Source organism: Pseudomonas sp. L5B5, assembly GCF_020520285.1.
Taxonomy (GTDB): domain Bacteria; phylum Pseudomonadota; class Gammaproteobacteria; order Pseudomonadales; family Pseudomonadaceae; genus Aquipseudomonas.
Genome location: NZ_CP084742.1, coordinates 5,983,852 through 5,999,723, shown reverse-complemented (window position 1 = coordinate 5,999,723; position 15,872 = coordinate 5,983,852). Strand labels below are relative to the sequence as shown.

The 15,872-nt window shown below is 63.7% G+C and carries 14 protein-coding genes and 1 pseudogene; 9 read left to right on the top strand and 6 right to left on the bottom strand.

Features of this window, described 5'->3' with window-relative positions; translation table 11 throughout:
- Positions 1-3 precede the first annotated feature (3 nt).
- The 5 genes from relA to LGQ10_RS27640 all read right to left on the bottom strand — a co-directional run bounded on the left by relA (position 4) and on the right by LGQ10_RS27640 (position 6,826).
- Entirely contained in the window at positions 4-2,247 is a 2,244-nt protein-coding gene (gene relA / locus LGQ10_RS27660) for a GTP diphosphokinase (protein ID WP_226523789.1), read from the bottom strand.
- Between the two features lie 124 nt (positions 2,248-2,371).
- Positions 2,372-3,724: a 23S rRNA (uracil(1939)-C(5))-methyltransferase RlmD gene (rlmD, locus tag LGQ10_RS27655; protein ID WP_226523788.1), complete on the bottom strand. Its 1,353-nt coding sequence runs from the start codon at positions 3,722-3,724 to the stop codon at positions 2,372-2,374.
- Positions 3,724-4,626 (bottom strand): cysteine synthase CysM, encoded by a 903-nt coding sequence (cysM, locus tag LGQ10_RS27650; protein WP_226523787.1) that lies wholly within the window; start codon positions 4,624-4,626, stop codon positions 3,724-3,726. The genes rlmD and cysM overlap by 1 nt, the downstream gene beginning before the upstream one ends.
- Positions 4,627-4,743: 117 nt before the next feature.
- Entirely contained in the window at positions 4,744-6,117 is a 1,374-nt protein-coding gene (locus tag LGQ10_RS27645) for a sensor histidine kinase (protein ID WP_226523786.1), read from the bottom strand.
- Complete coding sequence (locus tag LGQ10_RS27640) at positions 6,104-6,826, bottom strand: response regulator transcription factor (protein ID WP_226523785.1); 723 nt, start codon at positions 6,824-6,826, stop codon at positions 6,104-6,106. Before LGQ10_RS27640 ends, LGQ10_RS27645 begins: the two co-directional genes overlap by 14 nt.
- Positions 6,827-7,038: 212 nt before the next feature.
- On the opposite strand from LGQ10_RS27640, the pseudogene LGQ10_RS27635 reads away from it, so the two are divergent.
- From LGQ10_RS27635 to LGQ10_RS27620, 4 genes and pseudogenes are all read left to right on the top strand, one after another.
- Positions 7,039-9,792, top strand: a pseudogene (locus LGQ10_RS27635) (response regulator).
- Between the two features lie 64 nt (positions 9,793-9,856).
- A complete protein-coding gene (locus tag LGQ10_RS27630) occupies positions 9,857-10,846 on the top strand; it encodes a 2-hydroxyacid dehydrogenase (RefSeq protein WP_226523784.1) in 990 nt (329 codons plus the stop codon).
- Between the two features lie 89 nt (positions 10,847-10,935).
- Positions 10,936-11,373, top strand: coding sequence for a hypothetical protein (locus LGQ10_RS27625; RefSeq protein ID WP_058438746.1), 438 nt, complete (start codon positions 10,936-10,938; stop codon positions 11,371-11,373).
- Positions 11,370-11,774: an META domain-containing protein gene (locus tag LGQ10_RS27620; protein WP_058438748.1), complete on the top strand. Its 405-nt coding sequence runs from the start codon at positions 11,370-11,372 to the stop codon at positions 11,772-11,774. The genes LGQ10_RS27625 and LGQ10_RS27620 overlap by 4 nt, the downstream gene beginning before the upstream one ends.
- A 33-nt stretch (positions 11,775-11,807) precedes the next feature.
- Here the strand turns inward: LGQ10_RS27620 and LGQ10_RS27615 are convergent, their stop codons facing one another.
- The gene (locus LGQ10_RS27615) at positions 11,808-12,272 is read right to left on the bottom strand and encodes a TlpA family protein disulfide reductase (RefSeq protein ID WP_058438750.1); all 465 of its coding nucleotides are present in this window, start codon (positions 12,270-12,272) and stop codon (positions 11,808-11,810) included.
- 138 nt (positions 12,273-12,410) lie between these two features.
- On the opposite strand from LGQ10_RS27615, the gene arsC reads away from it, so the two are divergent.
- The 5 genes from arsC (at position 12,411) to LGQ10_RS27590 (ending at position 15,649) form a co-directional block, all read left to right on the top strand.
- On the top strand, positions 12,411-12,764 hold the full coding sequence (gene arsC / locus LGQ10_RS27610; RefSeq protein ID WP_058438752.1) for an arsenate reductase (glutaredoxin): 354 nt from the start codon (positions 12,411-12,413) through the stop codon (positions 12,762-12,764).
- Positions 12,761-13,375 (top strand): NAD(P)H:quinone oxidoreductase, encoded by a 615-nt coding sequence (wrbA, locus tag LGQ10_RS27605; RefSeq protein ID WP_058438754.1) that lies wholly within the window; start codon positions 12,761-12,763, stop codon positions 13,373-13,375. Before arsC ends, wrbA begins: the two co-directional genes overlap by 4 nt.
- Positions 13,359-13,784, top strand: coding sequence for a DUF2069 domain-containing protein (locus LGQ10_RS27600; protein WP_058438761.1), 426 nt, complete (start codon positions 13,359-13,361; stop codon positions 13,782-13,784). The genes wrbA and LGQ10_RS27600 overlap by 17 nt, the downstream gene beginning before the upstream one ends.
- Before the next feature lie 60 nt (positions 13,785-13,844).
- A complete protein-coding gene (locus LGQ10_RS27595) occupies positions 13,845-14,516 on the top strand; it encodes a DNA-3-methyladenine glycosylase I (RefSeq protein WP_226523783.1) in 672 nt (223 codons plus the stop codon).
- Between the two features lie 452 nt (positions 14,517-14,968).
- Positions 14,969-15,649: a histidine phosphatase family protein gene (locus LGQ10_RS27590; protein WP_413247574.1), complete on the top strand. Its 681-nt coding sequence runs from the start codon at positions 14,969-14,971 to the stop codon at positions 15,647-15,649.
- Positions 15,650-15,872: the final 223 nt, after the last annotated feature.

Below are 15,872 nucleotides of genomic sequence, written 5' to 3'. Positions count from 1 at the left end.
CCATCATGGGGTCCGGTTGCGCCGGGTCTCGATGATGTTCGGTAGCTGGGAGATTCGCCCCAGCAAACGCCCCAATGCATCCAGCCCCGGGATCTCGATGGTCAGGGACATCAGCGCGGTGTTGTCCTCCTTGTTCGAGCGGGTATTGACCGCCAGCACGTTGATCCGCTCGTTGAGCAACACCTGGGACACGTCACGCAGCAGCCCGGACCGATCGTAGGCACGAATGATGATGTCCACCGGGTAGGTCAGCACCGGCACCGGACCCCAGCTGACCTGGATGATCCGCTCGGGTTCGCGACCAGCCAGTTGCAGCACCGAGGCGCAGTCCTGGCGGTGAATGCTGACTCCCCTGCCCTGGGTGATGTAGCCGACGATGGCATCCCCTGGCAGCGGCTGGCAGCAACCGGCCATCTGGGTCATCAGGTTGCCCACGCCCTGGATCTGGATGTCGCCGCGCTTGCCCGGCTTGTAGCCGGCAGCCTTGCGCGGGATCAGCTCCAGCTGCTCGTTGCCACGCTCGGGCTCCACCAGTTGCTGGGCCAGGTTGACCAGTTGCGCCAGGCGCAGGTCACCGGCCCCCAGGGCAGCGAACATGTCCTCGGCGATCTTCATGTTGGCCTTCTCGGCCAGCTTGTCGAAATCCACCTGCGGCAGGCCCAGGCGGTTCAGCTCGCGCTCCAGCAGGGTCCTGCCGGCAGCGACGTTCTGGTCGCGGGCCTGCAGTTTGAACCAGTGGACGATCTTCGCCCGCGCCCGGGAAGTCGTGACGTAACCCAGGTTGGGGTTCAGCCAGTCACGACTTGGCGTGCCGTGCTTGCTGGTGATGATCTCCACCTGCTCGCCGGTCTGCAGGCTGTAGTTGAGCGGTACGATGCGTCCATTGATCTTCGCGCCACGGCAGTTGTGGCCGATCTCGGTGTGCACCCGGTAGGCGAAGTCCAGTGGCGTGGCCCCCTTGGGCAAGTCGATGGCGTGACCGTCAGGGGTAAAGATGTACACCCGGTCCGGCTCGATATCCACCCGCAACTGCTCGGCCAGGCCACCGATGTCGCCCAGTTCCTCGTGCCATTCCAGCACCTGGCGCAGCCAGGAGATCTTCTCTTCGTAATGGTTGGAACCGGACTTGACGTCGGTACCCTTGTAGCGCCAATGGGCACAGACGCCGAGCTCTGCCTCCTCGTGCATCGAGTGGGTGCGGATCTGCACCTCGAGCACTTTGCCCTCGGGACCGATCACTGCGGTATGCAGCGAGCGGTAGCCGTTTTCCTTGGGGTTGGCGATGTAGTCGTCGAATTCCTTGGGAATGTGCCGCCACAGGGTGTGCACGATGCCCAGCGCGGTATAGCAGTCGCGCATTTCCGGTACCAGCACTCGCACGGCACGCACATCGTAGATCTGGCTGAACTCAAGACCCTTGCGCTGCATTTTGCGCCAGATGGAATAGATGTGCTTGGCCCGACCACTGATATCGGCATCGACCCCGGTGGCCTGCAGTTCACTCTGCAACTGGCCCATCACGTCGGAGATGAAGCGCTCGCGATCCAGGCGCCGCTCATGCAGCAGCTTGGCGATCTGCTTGTACTGCTCGGGCTCCAGATAACGGAAGGACAGGTCCTCCAGCTCCCACTTGATGTGCCCGATGCCCAGGCGATGGGCCAGGGGCGCATAGATGTCGAAGACTTCCCGCGCAACCCGGTTGCGCTTCTCTTCGTCGGCTCCCTTGACTGCACGGATGGCGCAGGTCCGCTCGGCCAGCTTGATCAGGGCCACGCGCACGTCGTCGACCATGGCTACCAGCATCTTGCGCAGGTTTTCCACCTGGGTCTGGGTGCCCAGCACCAGGGATTGCCGCGGGCTGAGGCTGGCAGTGATCGCCGCCATGCGCTGCACGCCGTCGATCAACTTGGCCACCACCGTGCCAAAGCGCTGGCTGACCGCCGCCAGCGGGATCTGTCCTTCACGGACACCGCGGTACAACACCGCGGCGACCAGTGAGTCCTGGTCCAGCTTGAGATCGGCGAGGATCTCCGCGATCTCGAGGCCCGTGCTGAAGCACGATGCGTCCTCCAGACCCAGGCTCTTCGTCGCCATGTATTGCTGCTCTGCCTCGCGAGCGAACTCGCAGGCTTCCTTCAAGGCTTCACGGTCCAGTGCCATGTCGATACTGACCGTATGATCGAGCCATGCCTCGAGATTGATACTGCCGTCGGTGTTGATCGGCTGGTGCGCTCTCACCTGTACCATCTTGCTTTACCTTCCCTACGACGCACCTTCAATGCGTCAAATCGCTGACCTTCACAACACTCAGGTCTTGCTCGCAGGGCCCGCGAGTCGGACCTGACGGACCAGTCGGATTAGACAAGCCATCCTAGCTCGCTTCGAATAACGCCATGGCCTCGACATGCGCCGTCTGAGGAAACATATCGAGAATCCCGGCACGTTTTAACCGATAGCCCTGCCTGGTCAGTTCGACCGTGTCACGGGCCAGTGTCGCCGGGTTGCATGACACATACACCAACCGCTTGGCGCCGAGGGTCGCGAGCTTGCGAACCACCTCGAAGGCACCGTCGCGGGGTGGATCCAAGAGTACCGCAGAAAAGCCCTGATCGGCCCACTCGGCAACACCCAGGGGCTGGGATAAATCGGCTTGAAAAAAGCTGGTGTTATGCAAATTGTTGCTGGCAGCGTTTGCAGCAGCACGCGCCACCATGGTCGCCACGCCTTCCACTGCCACCACTTCTTTCACCCGGCGAGCCAGCGGCAGGGCAAAGTTGCCCAGGCCGCAAAACAGATCCAGCACTCGCTCATCGGCTTGTGGCGCCAGCCATTCCAGGGCCTGGGCCACCATGGCCTCGTTGACCCCGGCATTGACCTGGACAAAGTCCCCCGGCCGATAAGCCAAGTGCAGGTCCCACGTCTCCAGGCGATAGCCCAGGGTTTGCGACGGATCGAACGGTTGCGGCTCGCCCTCGCCTTGCAACCACAACTGCGCCTGATGGAAATCGCAGAAATCCTTGAGGATTCCCAGGTCGGCTTCGGACAACGGCGCCATGTGTCGCAGCAACACGGCCAGGGCCGAGCCGCTGAACAACTCCACATGCCCCAGAGCCTGGGGCTTGCTCAGGCGGCGCAGCATGGCCGGCAAGCGCTGCATGATCGGTTGCAAGGCTTGTACCAGCACCGGGCAATCGTCGATGGCGACGATGTCCTGGCTGCCGGCCGCGCGAAAGCCCACTTCAAGCTGCCTGGCCTTGTTGTCCCAGCGCACCGCCACCCTGGCCCGGCGTCGATAGCCGAACTCCGGACCGCTCAAGGGCTCGGCCCAGGCTTCAGGCTCGACACCCGCGACCTTGGACAGTTGCTCGGCCAGCATGCGCTGTTTCAGGGCAAGCTGTTGCTCGTGGGGCAGGTGCTGGACGCTACAACCGCCGCAACGCCCGGCATGGGCGCAGGGCGCCGGCCGACGCAGTTCGCTGGCGCTGAAGATGCGCTCGGCGCGGGCCTCCACCACTTTGCCATGGGTACCCAGTACCCGCGCCTCGACCTCTTCACCGGCGAGGGCGCCATTGACGAACCAGGTGCGCCCTTCCAGGAAGGCAATGCCGCGGCCATCGTTGGCCAGGCGCTGGATGCTCAGGCGTTGTTTCTTGCCCACCGGAATCTGGGGTGCCCGGCTGCCGCCCGCAGGCTGGAAGCGCAGGCCTCTCTCGTTCTTAGCCATCAGTTGGGCGCATCGAAAATGCCGGTCGAAAGGTAACGATCGCCACGGTCGCAGATGATCGCGACCATGACCGCGTTTTCCACTTCCCGGGACAAGCGCAGCATCGCCGCCACCGCACCACCGGAGGACACGCCACAGAAGATGCCTTCTTCGCGAGCCAGGCGTCGGGTCACGTCCTCGGCCTCGCCCTGGGCCATGTCGACGATCCGGTCGACGCGGCTGGCCTGATAGATCTTCGGCAGGTACTGCTCGGGCCAGCGACGGATGCCGGGGATGGCCGAGCCTTCCATCGGTTGCAGGCCAACGATCTGCACCTCGGGGTTCTGCTCCTTCAGGTAGCGAGAGGTCCCCATGATGGTGCCGGTGGTGCCCATCGAACTGATGAAGTGCGTGATGCCGCCCTGGGTCTGGCGCCAGATTTCCGGGCCGGTACCAGTGTAGTGGGCCTCGGGATTGTCACCGTTGGCGAACTGGTCGAGGACCTTGCCACGCCCTTCGGCCTGCATCTGCTCGGCCAGGTCGCGGGCGCCTTCCATGCCTTCCTCCTGGCTCACCAGGATCAGTTCGGCGCCATAGGCGGTCATCGCCGCCTTGCGCTCGGCACTGGAGTTGTCGGGCATGATCAGGATCATCTTGTAGCCCTTGATCGCCGCAGCCATGGCCAGGGCGATACCGGTATTGCCCGAGGTCGCCTCGATCAGGGTATCGCCGGCCTGGATCTGCCCGCGCAACTCGGCCCGGGTGATCATCGACAGTGCCGGACGGTCCTTGACCGAGCCCGCCGGGTTATTGCCCTCGAGCTTGAGCAACAGGGTGTTGCTGGTGACACCGGGCAGGCGCTGCAAACGAATCAGCGGGGTGTTGCCGACGCAATCGGCGATGGTTGGGTATTGCAGGGTCATGGCGTATTCGCAATCCAGACTGCGGGGGCGCCTATCATACCGGCAAACCCTCTGACGCCATATCACGCAAAGTGAGGGTCTTATGGCTTATTGGCATAAGACCGACTGCCGGGCACTTCAGGCACTCGCTGGCAACCGTGCGGCCCGCAAGCGTAGATGGATACGCAAGCCATGTTCGGTATTGCACGCCCAGATCTGTCCGCCCTGGCGCCCCACGGCATTGCGCGCGATGCTCAAGCCCAGGCCAAAGCCACCGTCCCCGGGACGAGAACCGTCCAGGCGAGTAAAGGGCGCGAAGATCCGCTCCAGATCCTGCTCGGCCACCCCTGGTCCCTGATCGTCCAGCCACAGGTGCCAGTACCGGCCCTCGAGCTGGCCAGCCAGGGTCACCCGGGCGCCGGGCGGGGAATGCCGGATAGCGTTGCGCAAGATGTTTTCCAGGGCCTGGGCCAAGGTATTGAGGTGGCCTTGCACCCAGCAGTCGGCTGCCAGCTCACAGCGCAACTGCCCAGTTGGCCAATCGCTTTCGAAGCAGGCATTTTCACTGAGCATTTCCCACAGGGCCTGGATCTGGATCTGCTCCTCGGCCAGGGGCGTGCGCTCAGTGTCCAGCCAGGCCAGTTGCAGGCTGTCTTCCACCAGGCGCTGCATGCCATCGATTTCCCGGCCCAGGCGCTCACGCAGCGCCGCAAGGCTCTGTTCCCCCTCGCAGGCCACCCGCAGGCGACTCAAGGGCGTGCGCAGCTCATGGGACAAGTCTCGCAACAACTGTTGCTGGGTCGCCACGGTGCTTTGCAAGCGCTCGGACATTTGGTCGAACGCCCGGCCCAGGTCCCCCAGCTCATCCCTGCGCAAGGTCGTTTCGCTGCTGAGACGCACGTTCAGTTGTTCCGCGCGCCAGGCATTGGCCTGCTCGCGCAGCTGGTTGAGCGGTACGACCAGCAAGCGGTACAGCCCCACGCACAGCAACAGGGTGAAGAGGCCGGGTATCACGCCATTGGTCATGACCTGCCAGAACAACCGGTAGCGACCGGGCATGAAGCGCTGCGGCAGTTCGATCACCAGGCTGCCAGCGGAGGGCTCGTCGGGGAACGCGACCTTCAACCATGGCAGGCCCCGGGCATGCCGGCTCACCGGCCAGTCCGGCCCTCTGAGGAAGGTCAGGCGCTGGGCCTCCATGGGCTTCAAGGGATAGCTGCTCAGGGACTGCAGGTCGCTGCCGATGACCCCGACCCAGCTCTTTTCGCGATTGGCCATCTGCTGGACCCAGACATCGACGCCGGTCTGCTGGCCGCTCTTCCAGGCCTGTTCAGCCTCCCCTGCGTAGGCGCGCAGGGTCGCGCGGGCTTCATCGGACAGGTACAGGTTCTTCTGCTCGACATAACGCCCCCAGGACCAGCTCAGCCAGATCATCAACAGGCAGAACGCCACCAGCAGGAATGCCAGCTTCCAGAACACCGAATGCCGGCCAGGCAGTTCAGGCCAGTTCATCGAGGGCACTCAGCACATACCCCTTGCCCCACACAGTGCGTAACTGGCGCTCGCTGTACCCCAGCACCTTGAGCTTGCGACGGATCTGGCTGACATGCATGTCCAGGCTACGGTCATGGGCGGCATAACCACGCTGCAGCACATGCTGGTAAAGGAAGGCCTTGCTCAGCACTTCATCGGCATTGCGGTGCAGGGTCTCCAGCAGGCGGTACTCGCTGCGGGTCAAGCCGGCCCATTGCTCGGCGAAGAACACATCGCACAGCTCGTCGTCGAAACGCAGGCTCTGCAACAGGCTGCCGGAGACCGGTGGCATCGGGCGCCGGTCCAGCGCCACCCGACGCAGGATGGCTTCGATGCGCACCCGCAGCTCGGCGATGCTGAAAGGCTTGGGCAGGTAGTCGTCGGCCCCCAGGCGAAAACCGCTGATGCGATCGGCTTCCGCCCCCAGGGCCGACATCAGCAGCACGGGCGTGGAATGGCTCTGGCGCAAGTGGGTCAGTACCGTCAGACCGTCCATGCCGGGCAACAGGATGTCCATCAGCAGGACATCGAACGGTTGCTGGCGGGCGATACCCAGCCCTTCCTGGCCGTTGCGGCACCAGGTCACGGCAAAACCGCAACGCTGCAGCTGCTCATGCACATAGGCACCGAGCACCGGGTCGTCTTCTATGGCCAGGATGCGGGGAGGGTCGATAGATGCGGGAGTCATTGGCTTGTGCAAGTGATTCTCAGTTGGCGGATTATTCAAGATTGCCCGGGACACGGCAACCGATGCCTTGGTCGCACCCTGCCTTCCCTGACCACCGGCAGTGGCGAAACAATTTGCCAAGATTGGCCCTCGGCAAATCGTTACACTGCGCAGGTGGCGCATCACGGACGTGCCGTAGACCTATCAAAATCGCGTGGAAGCAGGAGAGTTGCGTGCTCAAGAAACTGGGAATCAAAGGCCGCGTACTGTTGCTGACCTTGCTGCCTACCAGCCTGATGGCCCTGGTGCTGGGTGGCTACTTCACCTGGATGCAGCTCTCGGACCTGCAGACCCAACTCCTGCAACGCGGCGAAATGATCGCCGAACAGCTGGCCTCCCTGGTGGCCCCGGCCATGGGCACTCGCAACACCCAGACGCTGGAGCGCATTGCCACCCAGGCCCTGGAACAACAGGACGTACGCGCAGTGTCGTTCCTCGCCCCCGACCGCACACTGATGGTCCATGCCGGACCCAGCATGCTCAACCCGGCGCCCACCGATAACAGCACCCAGATGGTCAAGCGCAGCGGCAACGACGCGACCCGCTACCAGATGCCGGTCTTCGGCCGTCATCGCAACCTTGCGGGCGACCTGATCCCCGACGAGTCCGACCGTCTGCTGGGCTGGGTGGAACTGGAGCTGTCCCACAGCGGCATGTTGCTGCGTGGTTACCGAAGCCTGTTCGCCAGCCTGCTGCTGATCGCTTCCGGCCTGGCCGTGGCTGCCCTGCTGGCGGTGCGCATGGGACGGACCATCAACGACCCGCTGAGCCAGATCAAGCAGGCGGTGACCCAGCTCAAGGACGGCAACCTGGAAACCCGCCTGCCACCCCTGGGCAGCCAGGAACTGGACGATCTCGCCTCGGGCATCAACCGGATGGCCGGCACCCTGCAGAATGCCCAGGAAGAGCTGCAGCACAGCATCGACCAGGCCACCGAGGACGTGCGCCAGAACCTGGAGACCATCTAGATCCAGAACATCGAGCTGGACCTGGCGCGCAAGGAAGCCCTGGAAGCCAGCCGGATCAAGTCCGAGTTCCTGGCCAACATGAGTCACGAGATCCGCACACCACTCAACGGCATCCTCGGTTTCACCCACCTGCTGCAGAAAAGCGAACTGACTCCGCGCCAGCTGGATTACCTGGGCACCATCGAGAAGTCCGCCGACAGCCTGCTGGGGATCATCAACGAGATCCTCGACTTCTCGAAAATCGAAGCCGGCAAGCTGGTGCTCGACAGCATCCCGTTCAACCTGCGAGACCTGCTGCAGGACACCCTGACCATCCTCGCCCCGGCGGCCCATGCCAAGCAGCTGGAGCTGGTGAGCCTGGTCTACCGCGATACGCCCTTGTCGCTGGTGGGCGACCCGCTGCGGCTCAAGCAGATCCTCACCAACCTGGTGAGCAACGCCATCAAGTTCACCCGCGAAGGCACCATCGTCGCCCGAGCCATGCTCGAGGAGGAGCACGAAGACAGCGTGCAACTGCGAATCAGCATCCAGGACACCGGCATCGGCCTGTCGAACCAGGATGTGCGCGCCCTGTTCCAGGCCTTCAGCCAGGCCGACAACTCGCTGTCACGCCAACCCGGTGGCACGGGCCTGGGACTGGTGATCTCCAAGCGCCTGATCGAGCAGATGGGCGGCGAGATCGGCGTCGACAGCACACCGGGAGAAGGCTCCGAGTTCTGGATCAGCCTGAGCCTGCCCAAGACCCGTGACGACGCCGATGACCTGCCCGCGCCACCACTGCTGGGCCGACGCGTGGCCGTGCTGGAAAACCACGAACTGGCCCGCCAGGCCCTGCAACACCAGTTGGAAGACTGTGGCTTGGAAGTGACGCCGTTCAACACCCTGGAAGCCTTGACCAACGGCATCACCGGCGTCCACCAGAGCGACCAGGCCATCGACCTGGCGGTGCTCGGCGTAACCACCAACGACATGCCGCCCGAGCGCCTGAGCCAGCACATCTGGGACCTTGAACACCTGGGCTGCAAGGTCCTGGTGCTGTGCCCGACCACCGAGCAGACGCTGTTCCAGCTTTCGGTCCCCAACCCCCACAGCCAGTTGCAGGCCAAGCCGGCCTGCACACGCAAACTGCGCCGGGCGTTGTCCGACCTGGTCACGCCCCACCGGGCCCGCAGCGAGCCTGAAGAATCACTTTCCAGCCGCGCACCACGGGTGCTGTGCGTCGACGACAACCCGGCCAACCTGCTGCTGATCCAGACCTTGCTGCAAGACATGGGCGCCAAGGTGCAGGCCGTGGATAACGGCTATGCCGCACTGAAGGCGATCCAGCTCGAACCGTTCGACCTGGTGATGATGGACGTACAAATGCCCGGCATGGACGGTCGCCAGAGCACCGAGGCCATCCGCCAATGGGAAAGCGAACGCCATGGCACTCCTCTGCCGATCGTCGCCCTGACCGCCCATGCCATGGCCAATGAAAAACGCGCGCTGCTGCAAAGCGGCATGGACGATTACCTGACCAAGCCCATCAGTGAACGGCAACTGGCCCAGGTGGTGCTCAAGTGGACCGGCCTGGCGTTGCGCAACCAGGGCTCGGAGCGCTCCGGCGAGCGCCTGGAACTGGGCCTGGAACTGCAGGTACTGGATCAGGACGAAGGCCTGCGCCTGGCCGCCGGCAAGGCCGACCTGGCTGCCGACATGCTGGCCATGTTGCTGGCGTCACTGGAAGCTGACCGTGAGGCGATCAATACCGCGCGGGCCGCCAACGACCATGGCGCCCTGATCGAGCGGGTCCATCGCCTGCACGGTGCTACCCGCTACTGTGGTGTACCGCAGCTGCGGGCGGCCTGCCAGCGTAGCGAGACGTTGCTCAAGCAGGAGGACGCCAAGGCCTTTGCCGCCCTGGACGAACTGGACCATGCCATCAATCGCCTGGCCAGCGAAGCACGGGTCAAGGCCTGACCCAGGGCAACTTCAGCCGAGCGTCCAGGCCGCATGCTGGGCGCCTTCGAACAAGGATGCAGCCATGCGTACGATTCTTTTCAGCAGCCAGAACTACGACCGCGAGAGCTTTCTGGGTGCCCAGCAGCCCGCAGGCCTGGAGCTGCAGTTCCAGGCCGCGCGCCTGAGCATGGACACCGCAGCCCTGGCCGAGCGCCATGACGTGGTCTGTGCCTTCATCAACGACGACCTGGGTGCGCCGGTGCTCGAACGCCTGGCCGCTGGCGGCACGCGGCTGATCGCCCTGCGCTCGGCCGGCTACAACCATGTCGACCTGCCCGCCGCCAAGCGCCTGGGACTGGATGTGGTCCGGGTTCCGGCCTACTCGCCCCACGCCGTGGCCGAACATGCCGTAGCCCTGATCCTGGCACTCAATCGGCGCCTGCACCGGGCCTACAACCGCACCCGCGAAGGCGACTTCACCCTGCATGGCCTGACCGGCTTTGACCTGGTCGACAAGACCGTGGGCATTGTCGGCACCGGACAGATCGGCGCCACCTTCGCCCGCATCATGGCCGGTTTCGGTTGCCAGTTGCTGGCCTACGACCCGTACCCCAACCCGGCCGTGCAGGCCCTCGGGGCACGCTACCTGAGCCTGCCGGAGCTGCTGGCGCAATCGCAGATCATCAGCCTGCATTGCCCGCTCACCGACGATAGCCGCTACCTGATCAACCCGCACAGCCTGGCCCAGATGCAACCCGGTGCGATGCTGATCAATACCGGCCGCGGTGGCCTGGTGGATACCCCGGCGCTGATCGATGCCCTCAAGAGCGGCCAGCTGGGCTACCTGGGGCTGGACGTCTATGAAGAAGAGGCGCAACTGTTCTTCGAGGACCGCTCCGACCTGCCGCTGCAGGATGACGTGCTGGCCAGGCTGCTGACCTTCCCCAACGTGATAGTGACCGCGCACCAGGCCTTCCTGACCCGCGAGGCACTGGCGGCGATCGCCGACACGACCCTGCATAACATTGCCAGCTGGTTCGCCGGCCAGCCGCAGAACCTGGTCCATGGCTGAACCCTCGACCCGGGCTGATCGAAGGTCGCCAGCCCGCGCCCTGTGGCGCCGGGGCCCGTGCTAGCATACGCGGCAGATTTGGAGGACCCATGGTCGAACACGATTTCCGCTACACCCTGATGAGCCCGCAACACACCCTGATCGAATGCCGCGCACTGGTGCCGGGACGCTATCAAGTCACCGGCAATGGTGGCTCGATCCGTGCCAACGATGTACTGCTGGTCACCCTCAAGGGCAGCAAGGACCTGTCCATGCGCCTGACGGTGGACACCGTACGCCACCTGATCAATCCGGTCGGTCAATGGGTTGCCGTAGCCAGCGGCCCGGTATTCGGCGAACTGGCCATTCATCAATGGCAGGTCAACTGCGACAGTTGCTCGAAGCAACTGGACTTCGAGTTCGCAGTGGACGCCAAGCTCGGCGAAAAGGCGCGCAAACCCGCCGCCAGCGCACGGATCGCCGAACTCGGCTGGAGCAGTGAAGGCGAGCACCACCGGTGCCCGAAATGCCAGCAGGCCGCTCAATGAAACGCCTGGCGCTCATCGCTGCCCTTGGCGCCGGCCTGCTGGGCTGCGCCGCCGAGCCGCTGAAACTGCAACAGGATCGCAGCTATATCCTTGAGTGGATCGGTGAACGCCCGCTCATCGACTACAGCCACCTGACCATCACCCTGGGCGCGGATGGCCGCGCCTATGGCAATGGCGGTTGCAACCACTGGTTCGCCCCCTACACGCTGGACGGCGACAAGCTCAGCTTCGGCAAGGTGGGCAGTACCCGCAAGCTCTGCGCTCCGGCACTGATGGAACAGGAACGACGTTTCCTCAAGAGCCTGGAAACCGTCGAGCGCTGGGATGTCTCGCCCATCGAGCAGGTGCGCTTCTGGCCTGCCGAAGGCAAGCCGCTGCGCTGGTGGCTGGAAGAAGGCTGACCCTGAGTCGCCGCCAGCCGGCCACAGCCCCCATCAATGACCGCGCAGGGCCTGCAGTTTCGCCAGCACGCCCGCCGCGGTCTGCTCCCCCAGCAACTGTTCACGCACCTTGCCCTGGTCGTCGATGATGTAGGTCACCGGCAGTGCCTCGGTGCGCGGCAGGTCGAAGATCGGCGAAGGATCCTGGGCCAGTACGGTGAACTTGATCCCCAGCTTCTCGCTGGCGCTCTTGAGTTCTTCGCCCTGCACGTTGTCGAAATTGACCCCCAGTACCGTCACCGACTGCCCCTTGAGCTGCTCGTCCAGGGCATTGAGCTCAGGCACCTCGGTGCGGCACGGGCCGCACCACTCGGCCCAGTAGTTGAGGACCAGCCACTGCTTGTCGAGCCGTTCGGCAGCGACTTTGCGGCCGTACTGGTCGACCCCGTAGTCGTTGCCACACCCGCCCAGCAACAGGGTCGTGATGATCGCCAATGCTGCTGCCAATTGCCTTGCCATGCCTGTTTTCCCGTCGTCGAAAGTGTCTTGGATAATGCGCGCCAACCGCCAAGCGCTGCGACCTATCGACTCCCAGGTTCAGCAGAGCCCGTCGCGCGGGTAGAATAGCCGCCACCTTACGCAAGATGCGACCCGCACATGACCGACCTGACGCTTTATCACAACCCGCGCTGCTCGAAATCCCGTGCTGCACTGGAACTGCTGGAACAACGCGGCCTGGCTCCCACCGTGGTCCGCTACCTGGAAACTCCACTGGACGCCGCCCAACTGCGCAGCCTCCTGGCCAAGCTCGGCATCGGTGCCCGCCAGTTGCTGCGCACCGGGGAAGACGAATACAAGGACCTGGGCCTGGCGGACACCAGCCTCGGCGAAGAGCAGTTGATCGCCGCCATCGCCCAGCACCCCAAGCTCATGGAGCGCCCGGTTCTCGAAGCCGGTGACAGGGCCATCATCGGCCGGCCGCCGGAAAACGTGCTGGAGATCCTGCCTTGAGCACGCCCTACATCCTGGTGCTGTACTACAGCCGCAACGGCTCCACCAGCGAGATGGCCCGGCAGATTGCCCGGGGCATCGAGCAGGCCGGCCTGGAGGCCCGCCTGCGCACCGTCCCGGCCATTTCCGCCGAATGCGAAGCGGTGGCCCCGGCGATTCCCGACAGCGGTGCGCTGTACGCCAGCCTCGATGACCTGAAGAACTGTGCCGGCCTGGCCATGGGCAGTCCGACCCGCTTCGGCAACATGGCGGCGCCCCTCAAGTACTTCCTCGACGGCACCAGCAACCTGTGGCTGACCGGCGCCCTGGTGGGCAAGCCCGCTGGCGTGTTCACCTCCACCGCCAGCTTGCACGGCGGCCAGGAAGCGACCCTGCTGTCGATGATGCTGCCGTTGCTGCATCACGGGATGTTGATCACCGGCCTGCCCTACAGTGAATCGGCCCTGCTGGAAACCCAGGGCGGCGGCACGCCTTATGGCGCCAGCCACCATGCCGGGGCCGACGGCAAGAGCCCGCTGGACCAGCACGAGATCGCACTGTGCCGGGCCCTGGGCCTGCGCTTGGCGAAGACCGCCCAGCAACTGGAGAGCGGCCGTGGCCAAGAAGCCTAAGATCCTGCCCGAAGTGCAATGGCTGGAGCCCCGGGTCCGCGTGGCCCGATTCGTCAGCCTGGGGTGTTTCTTTGCCCTGGTGGGCCTGCTGTGCGGCTACTACCTGCTGGTCGCCGACCTGCATGGCGCCCGCCCCTGGGTGATCCTGCTGATCGAGCTGGTGCCCCTGCTGCTGATGGCCCCCGGCATGCTCAGCGGCAGTGCCCGCGGACACTCCTGGATGTGCTTCGTGGTCAACCTGTACTTCATCAAGGGCGCGCTGGCGGCCTACGACCCGAACCGCCAGCTGTTCGGGCTGCTGGAGATGTTCGCCAGCCTCGCGGTGTTCACCTCGTCATTGCTGTACGTGCGCTGGCGCTTCCAGCTCAACCGCCGGCTGGCCGGCGAAGGCGCCACCGGGCCAGCCTGATGCCTCCACCTTGCACCACGGCCCCCTTGATCGACATTCGCGAAACGACCCGGAGCAGGCATGCACGACTACAAATGGCTGAATGAATACTGTCTCAACCGCTTTGGCTCCGCCGCGGCCCTGGAAGCCCGGCTGCCGACCCCGGCCAGCGATGACTATCTGCGCGCCCTGGGCGCCGATCGCTATCTGTCGCTGCTGGCCTTGCGGGTCTTTCGCGCCGGCCTGAAACACAGCCTGGTGGACGCCAAGTGGCCGGTCTTCGAGCAGGTGTTCTTCGGTTTCGATCCCCACAAGGTGGTGCTGATGGGGGCCGAACACCTGGAGCGGCTGATGCAGGACGCCCGGATCATCCGCCACCTGGGCAAGCTCAAGAGCGTCCCGCGCAACGCCCAGATGATCCTCGACGTGGAGCAGCAGCACGCCAGCTTCGGCGCCTTCATCGCCGACTGGCCGATCCAGGACATCACGGGCCTCTGGCAGTACCTGGCCAAGCACGGCAACCAGATGGGGGGGCTCTCGGCTCCACGTTTTCTGCGCATGGTAGGCAAGGACACCTTCATTCCCAGCAATGACGTGGTCGCAGCCCTCAACGCCCAGAACATCATCGACAAGGTGCCCAGCAGCAAGCGCGACCAGGCCCTGGTGCAAGAGGTGTTCAACCAGTGGCAGCAGCAGAGCGGCCGCCCGCTCTGCCAGCTCTCGGCGATGTTGGCCTTTACGGTCAACCACTGATCCTATCCCCGCGTGCCGCCTGGCCATGCCTCCCTGCCCGCAACGGGCAGGGCACTTTGCTGGCTCCTGCCCTCCCTCAAGCTGACAATAAGCTGAACTAAACGCGGGGATTTTTCACCCACTGTTTCTGATCGGATACAGTCCGCCCTGAACTTCCCACAACCTCCATAACGTTCGGCAAAGAACTAGCAGACTCAGCACTCTGCAAACACTAGATGCACATAAACGGGCTCAAAAAGCATAGTCCAGGCCAGCAACCTGAACAGAGCCTGTCGGCTTTTAAAATAACAATCGAGAGCCTTCGTTTTTTTCACATTGCTTTCACCCTTCGCTAACTTGGCCCGCTCTAAATTGACAGCCAGTTACAGCCCAGGTCCCGATGCCGGTCTTTTCAGAACAGCAGCTCCAACCCGAATGCCAAGTCCCTATCCAAACCAGTTCAGGTAAGCGAAGTGAGCAATACTGTCAAACTCGGAATGGGCGCCAAGCACTCCCGGCCACAGCGACTGCGCAAGATCATCGCGTGGACCAGTGCAACGACCCTGGCAGCGCTGGTCAGCGGCTTCGTCCTGTGGCCCGCCACCCCTCTGGACCTGGGAGTCGGCAACCAGATGGAAAGTGCCGGCGTCTATCGCCACTGGCAAAACGGAGACGTGATTGCCCTGGTCCGCCACGCCGAGCGCTGCGACCGCTCGACCGCGCCCTGCCTGGGCCCTGCCGATGGCATCACCCTGCCTGGAAGCCGCATGGCCAGGGGGCTGGGCCGGTCTTTCCGCTCGCTCGGCATGGCCACCACCGATGTCTTCAGCAGCCCGGCTACCCGCACCCGCCAGACTGCGCAATCGATGTTCGAGCAACCGGTCAAGACCCAGGATTGGCTGCATGCCTGCGGCCAGGGCTTCAGCGAAGTGATCAAGGCGCACAAGGCGCCGAAACGCAACCTGGTACTGGTCACCCACAGCGACTGCATCAGCGACCTGGAGAGCCAGCTGGGCTTTGAACATGCCCTGCACAGCGAATACAACAGCTCATTGTTCGTGACTCTCAACAGCGACGGCACCCTGCAGATACTGGGCACCATCAACGCCGAAGACTGGCAACGGACGGCTGGACAAACACCCTCCAAGCTATAACCATTTTTAACAAACTCCCAATAGACTTTGTTCAACGGGAAGACACACTAGCTCATCAGAAAATTGACTTGCGCATAACTTGTACTAATAGAAAAAGCACAGCTTTACTTATTCCCCCAGCGAGGTCTTTAACAGGACCACGCCAAGGGGCATATGTGCCCGACCGCAAGTTGCAAAAACTTTAAAAGATACTACGCCCGGCAACTATTGATGGTTTATCGGT

Coding starts and splice junctions, on each gene's coding strand:
- relA (WP_226523789.1), bottom strand. CDS start 2,247: ATGGTACAGGTGAGAGCGCACCAGCCGATCAACACCGACGGCAGTATC.
- rlmD (WP_226523788.1), bottom strand. CDS start 3,724: ATGGCTAAGAACGAGAGAGGCCTGCGCTTCCAGCCTGCGGGCGGCAGC.
- cysM (WP_226523787.1), bottom strand. CDS start 4,626: ATGACCCTGCAATACCCAACCATCGCCGATTGCGTCGGCAACACCCCG.
- LGQ10_RS27645 (WP_226523786.1), bottom strand. CDS start 6,117: ATGAACTGGCCTGAACTGCCTGGCCGGCATTCGGTGTTCTGGAAGCTG.
- LGQ10_RS27640 (WP_226523785.1), bottom strand. CDS start 6,826: ATGACTCCCGCATCTATCGACCCTCCCCGCATCCTGGCCATAGAAGAC.
- LGQ10_RS27630 (WP_226523784.1), top strand. CDS start 9,857: ATGCGTACGATTCTTTTCAGCAGCCAGAACTACGACCGCGAGAGCTTT.
- LGQ10_RS27625 (WP_058438746.1), top strand. CDS start 10,936: ATGGTCGAACACGATTTCCGCTACACCCTGATGAGCCCGCAACACACC.
- LGQ10_RS27620 (WP_058438748.1), top strand. CDS start 11,370: ATGAAACGCCTGGCGCTCATCGCTGCCCTTGGCGCCGGCCTGCTGGGC.
- LGQ10_RS27615 (WP_058438750.1), bottom strand. CDS start 12,272: ATGGCAAGGCAATTGGCAGCAGCATTGGCGATCATCACGACCCTGTTG.
- arsC (WP_058438752.1), top strand. CDS start 12,411: ATGACCGACCTGACGCTTTATCACAACCCGCGCTGCTCGAAATCCCGT.
- LGQ10_RS27595 (WP_226523783.1), top strand. CDS start 13,845: ATGCACGACTACAAATGGCTGAATGAATACTGTCTCAACCGCTTTGGC.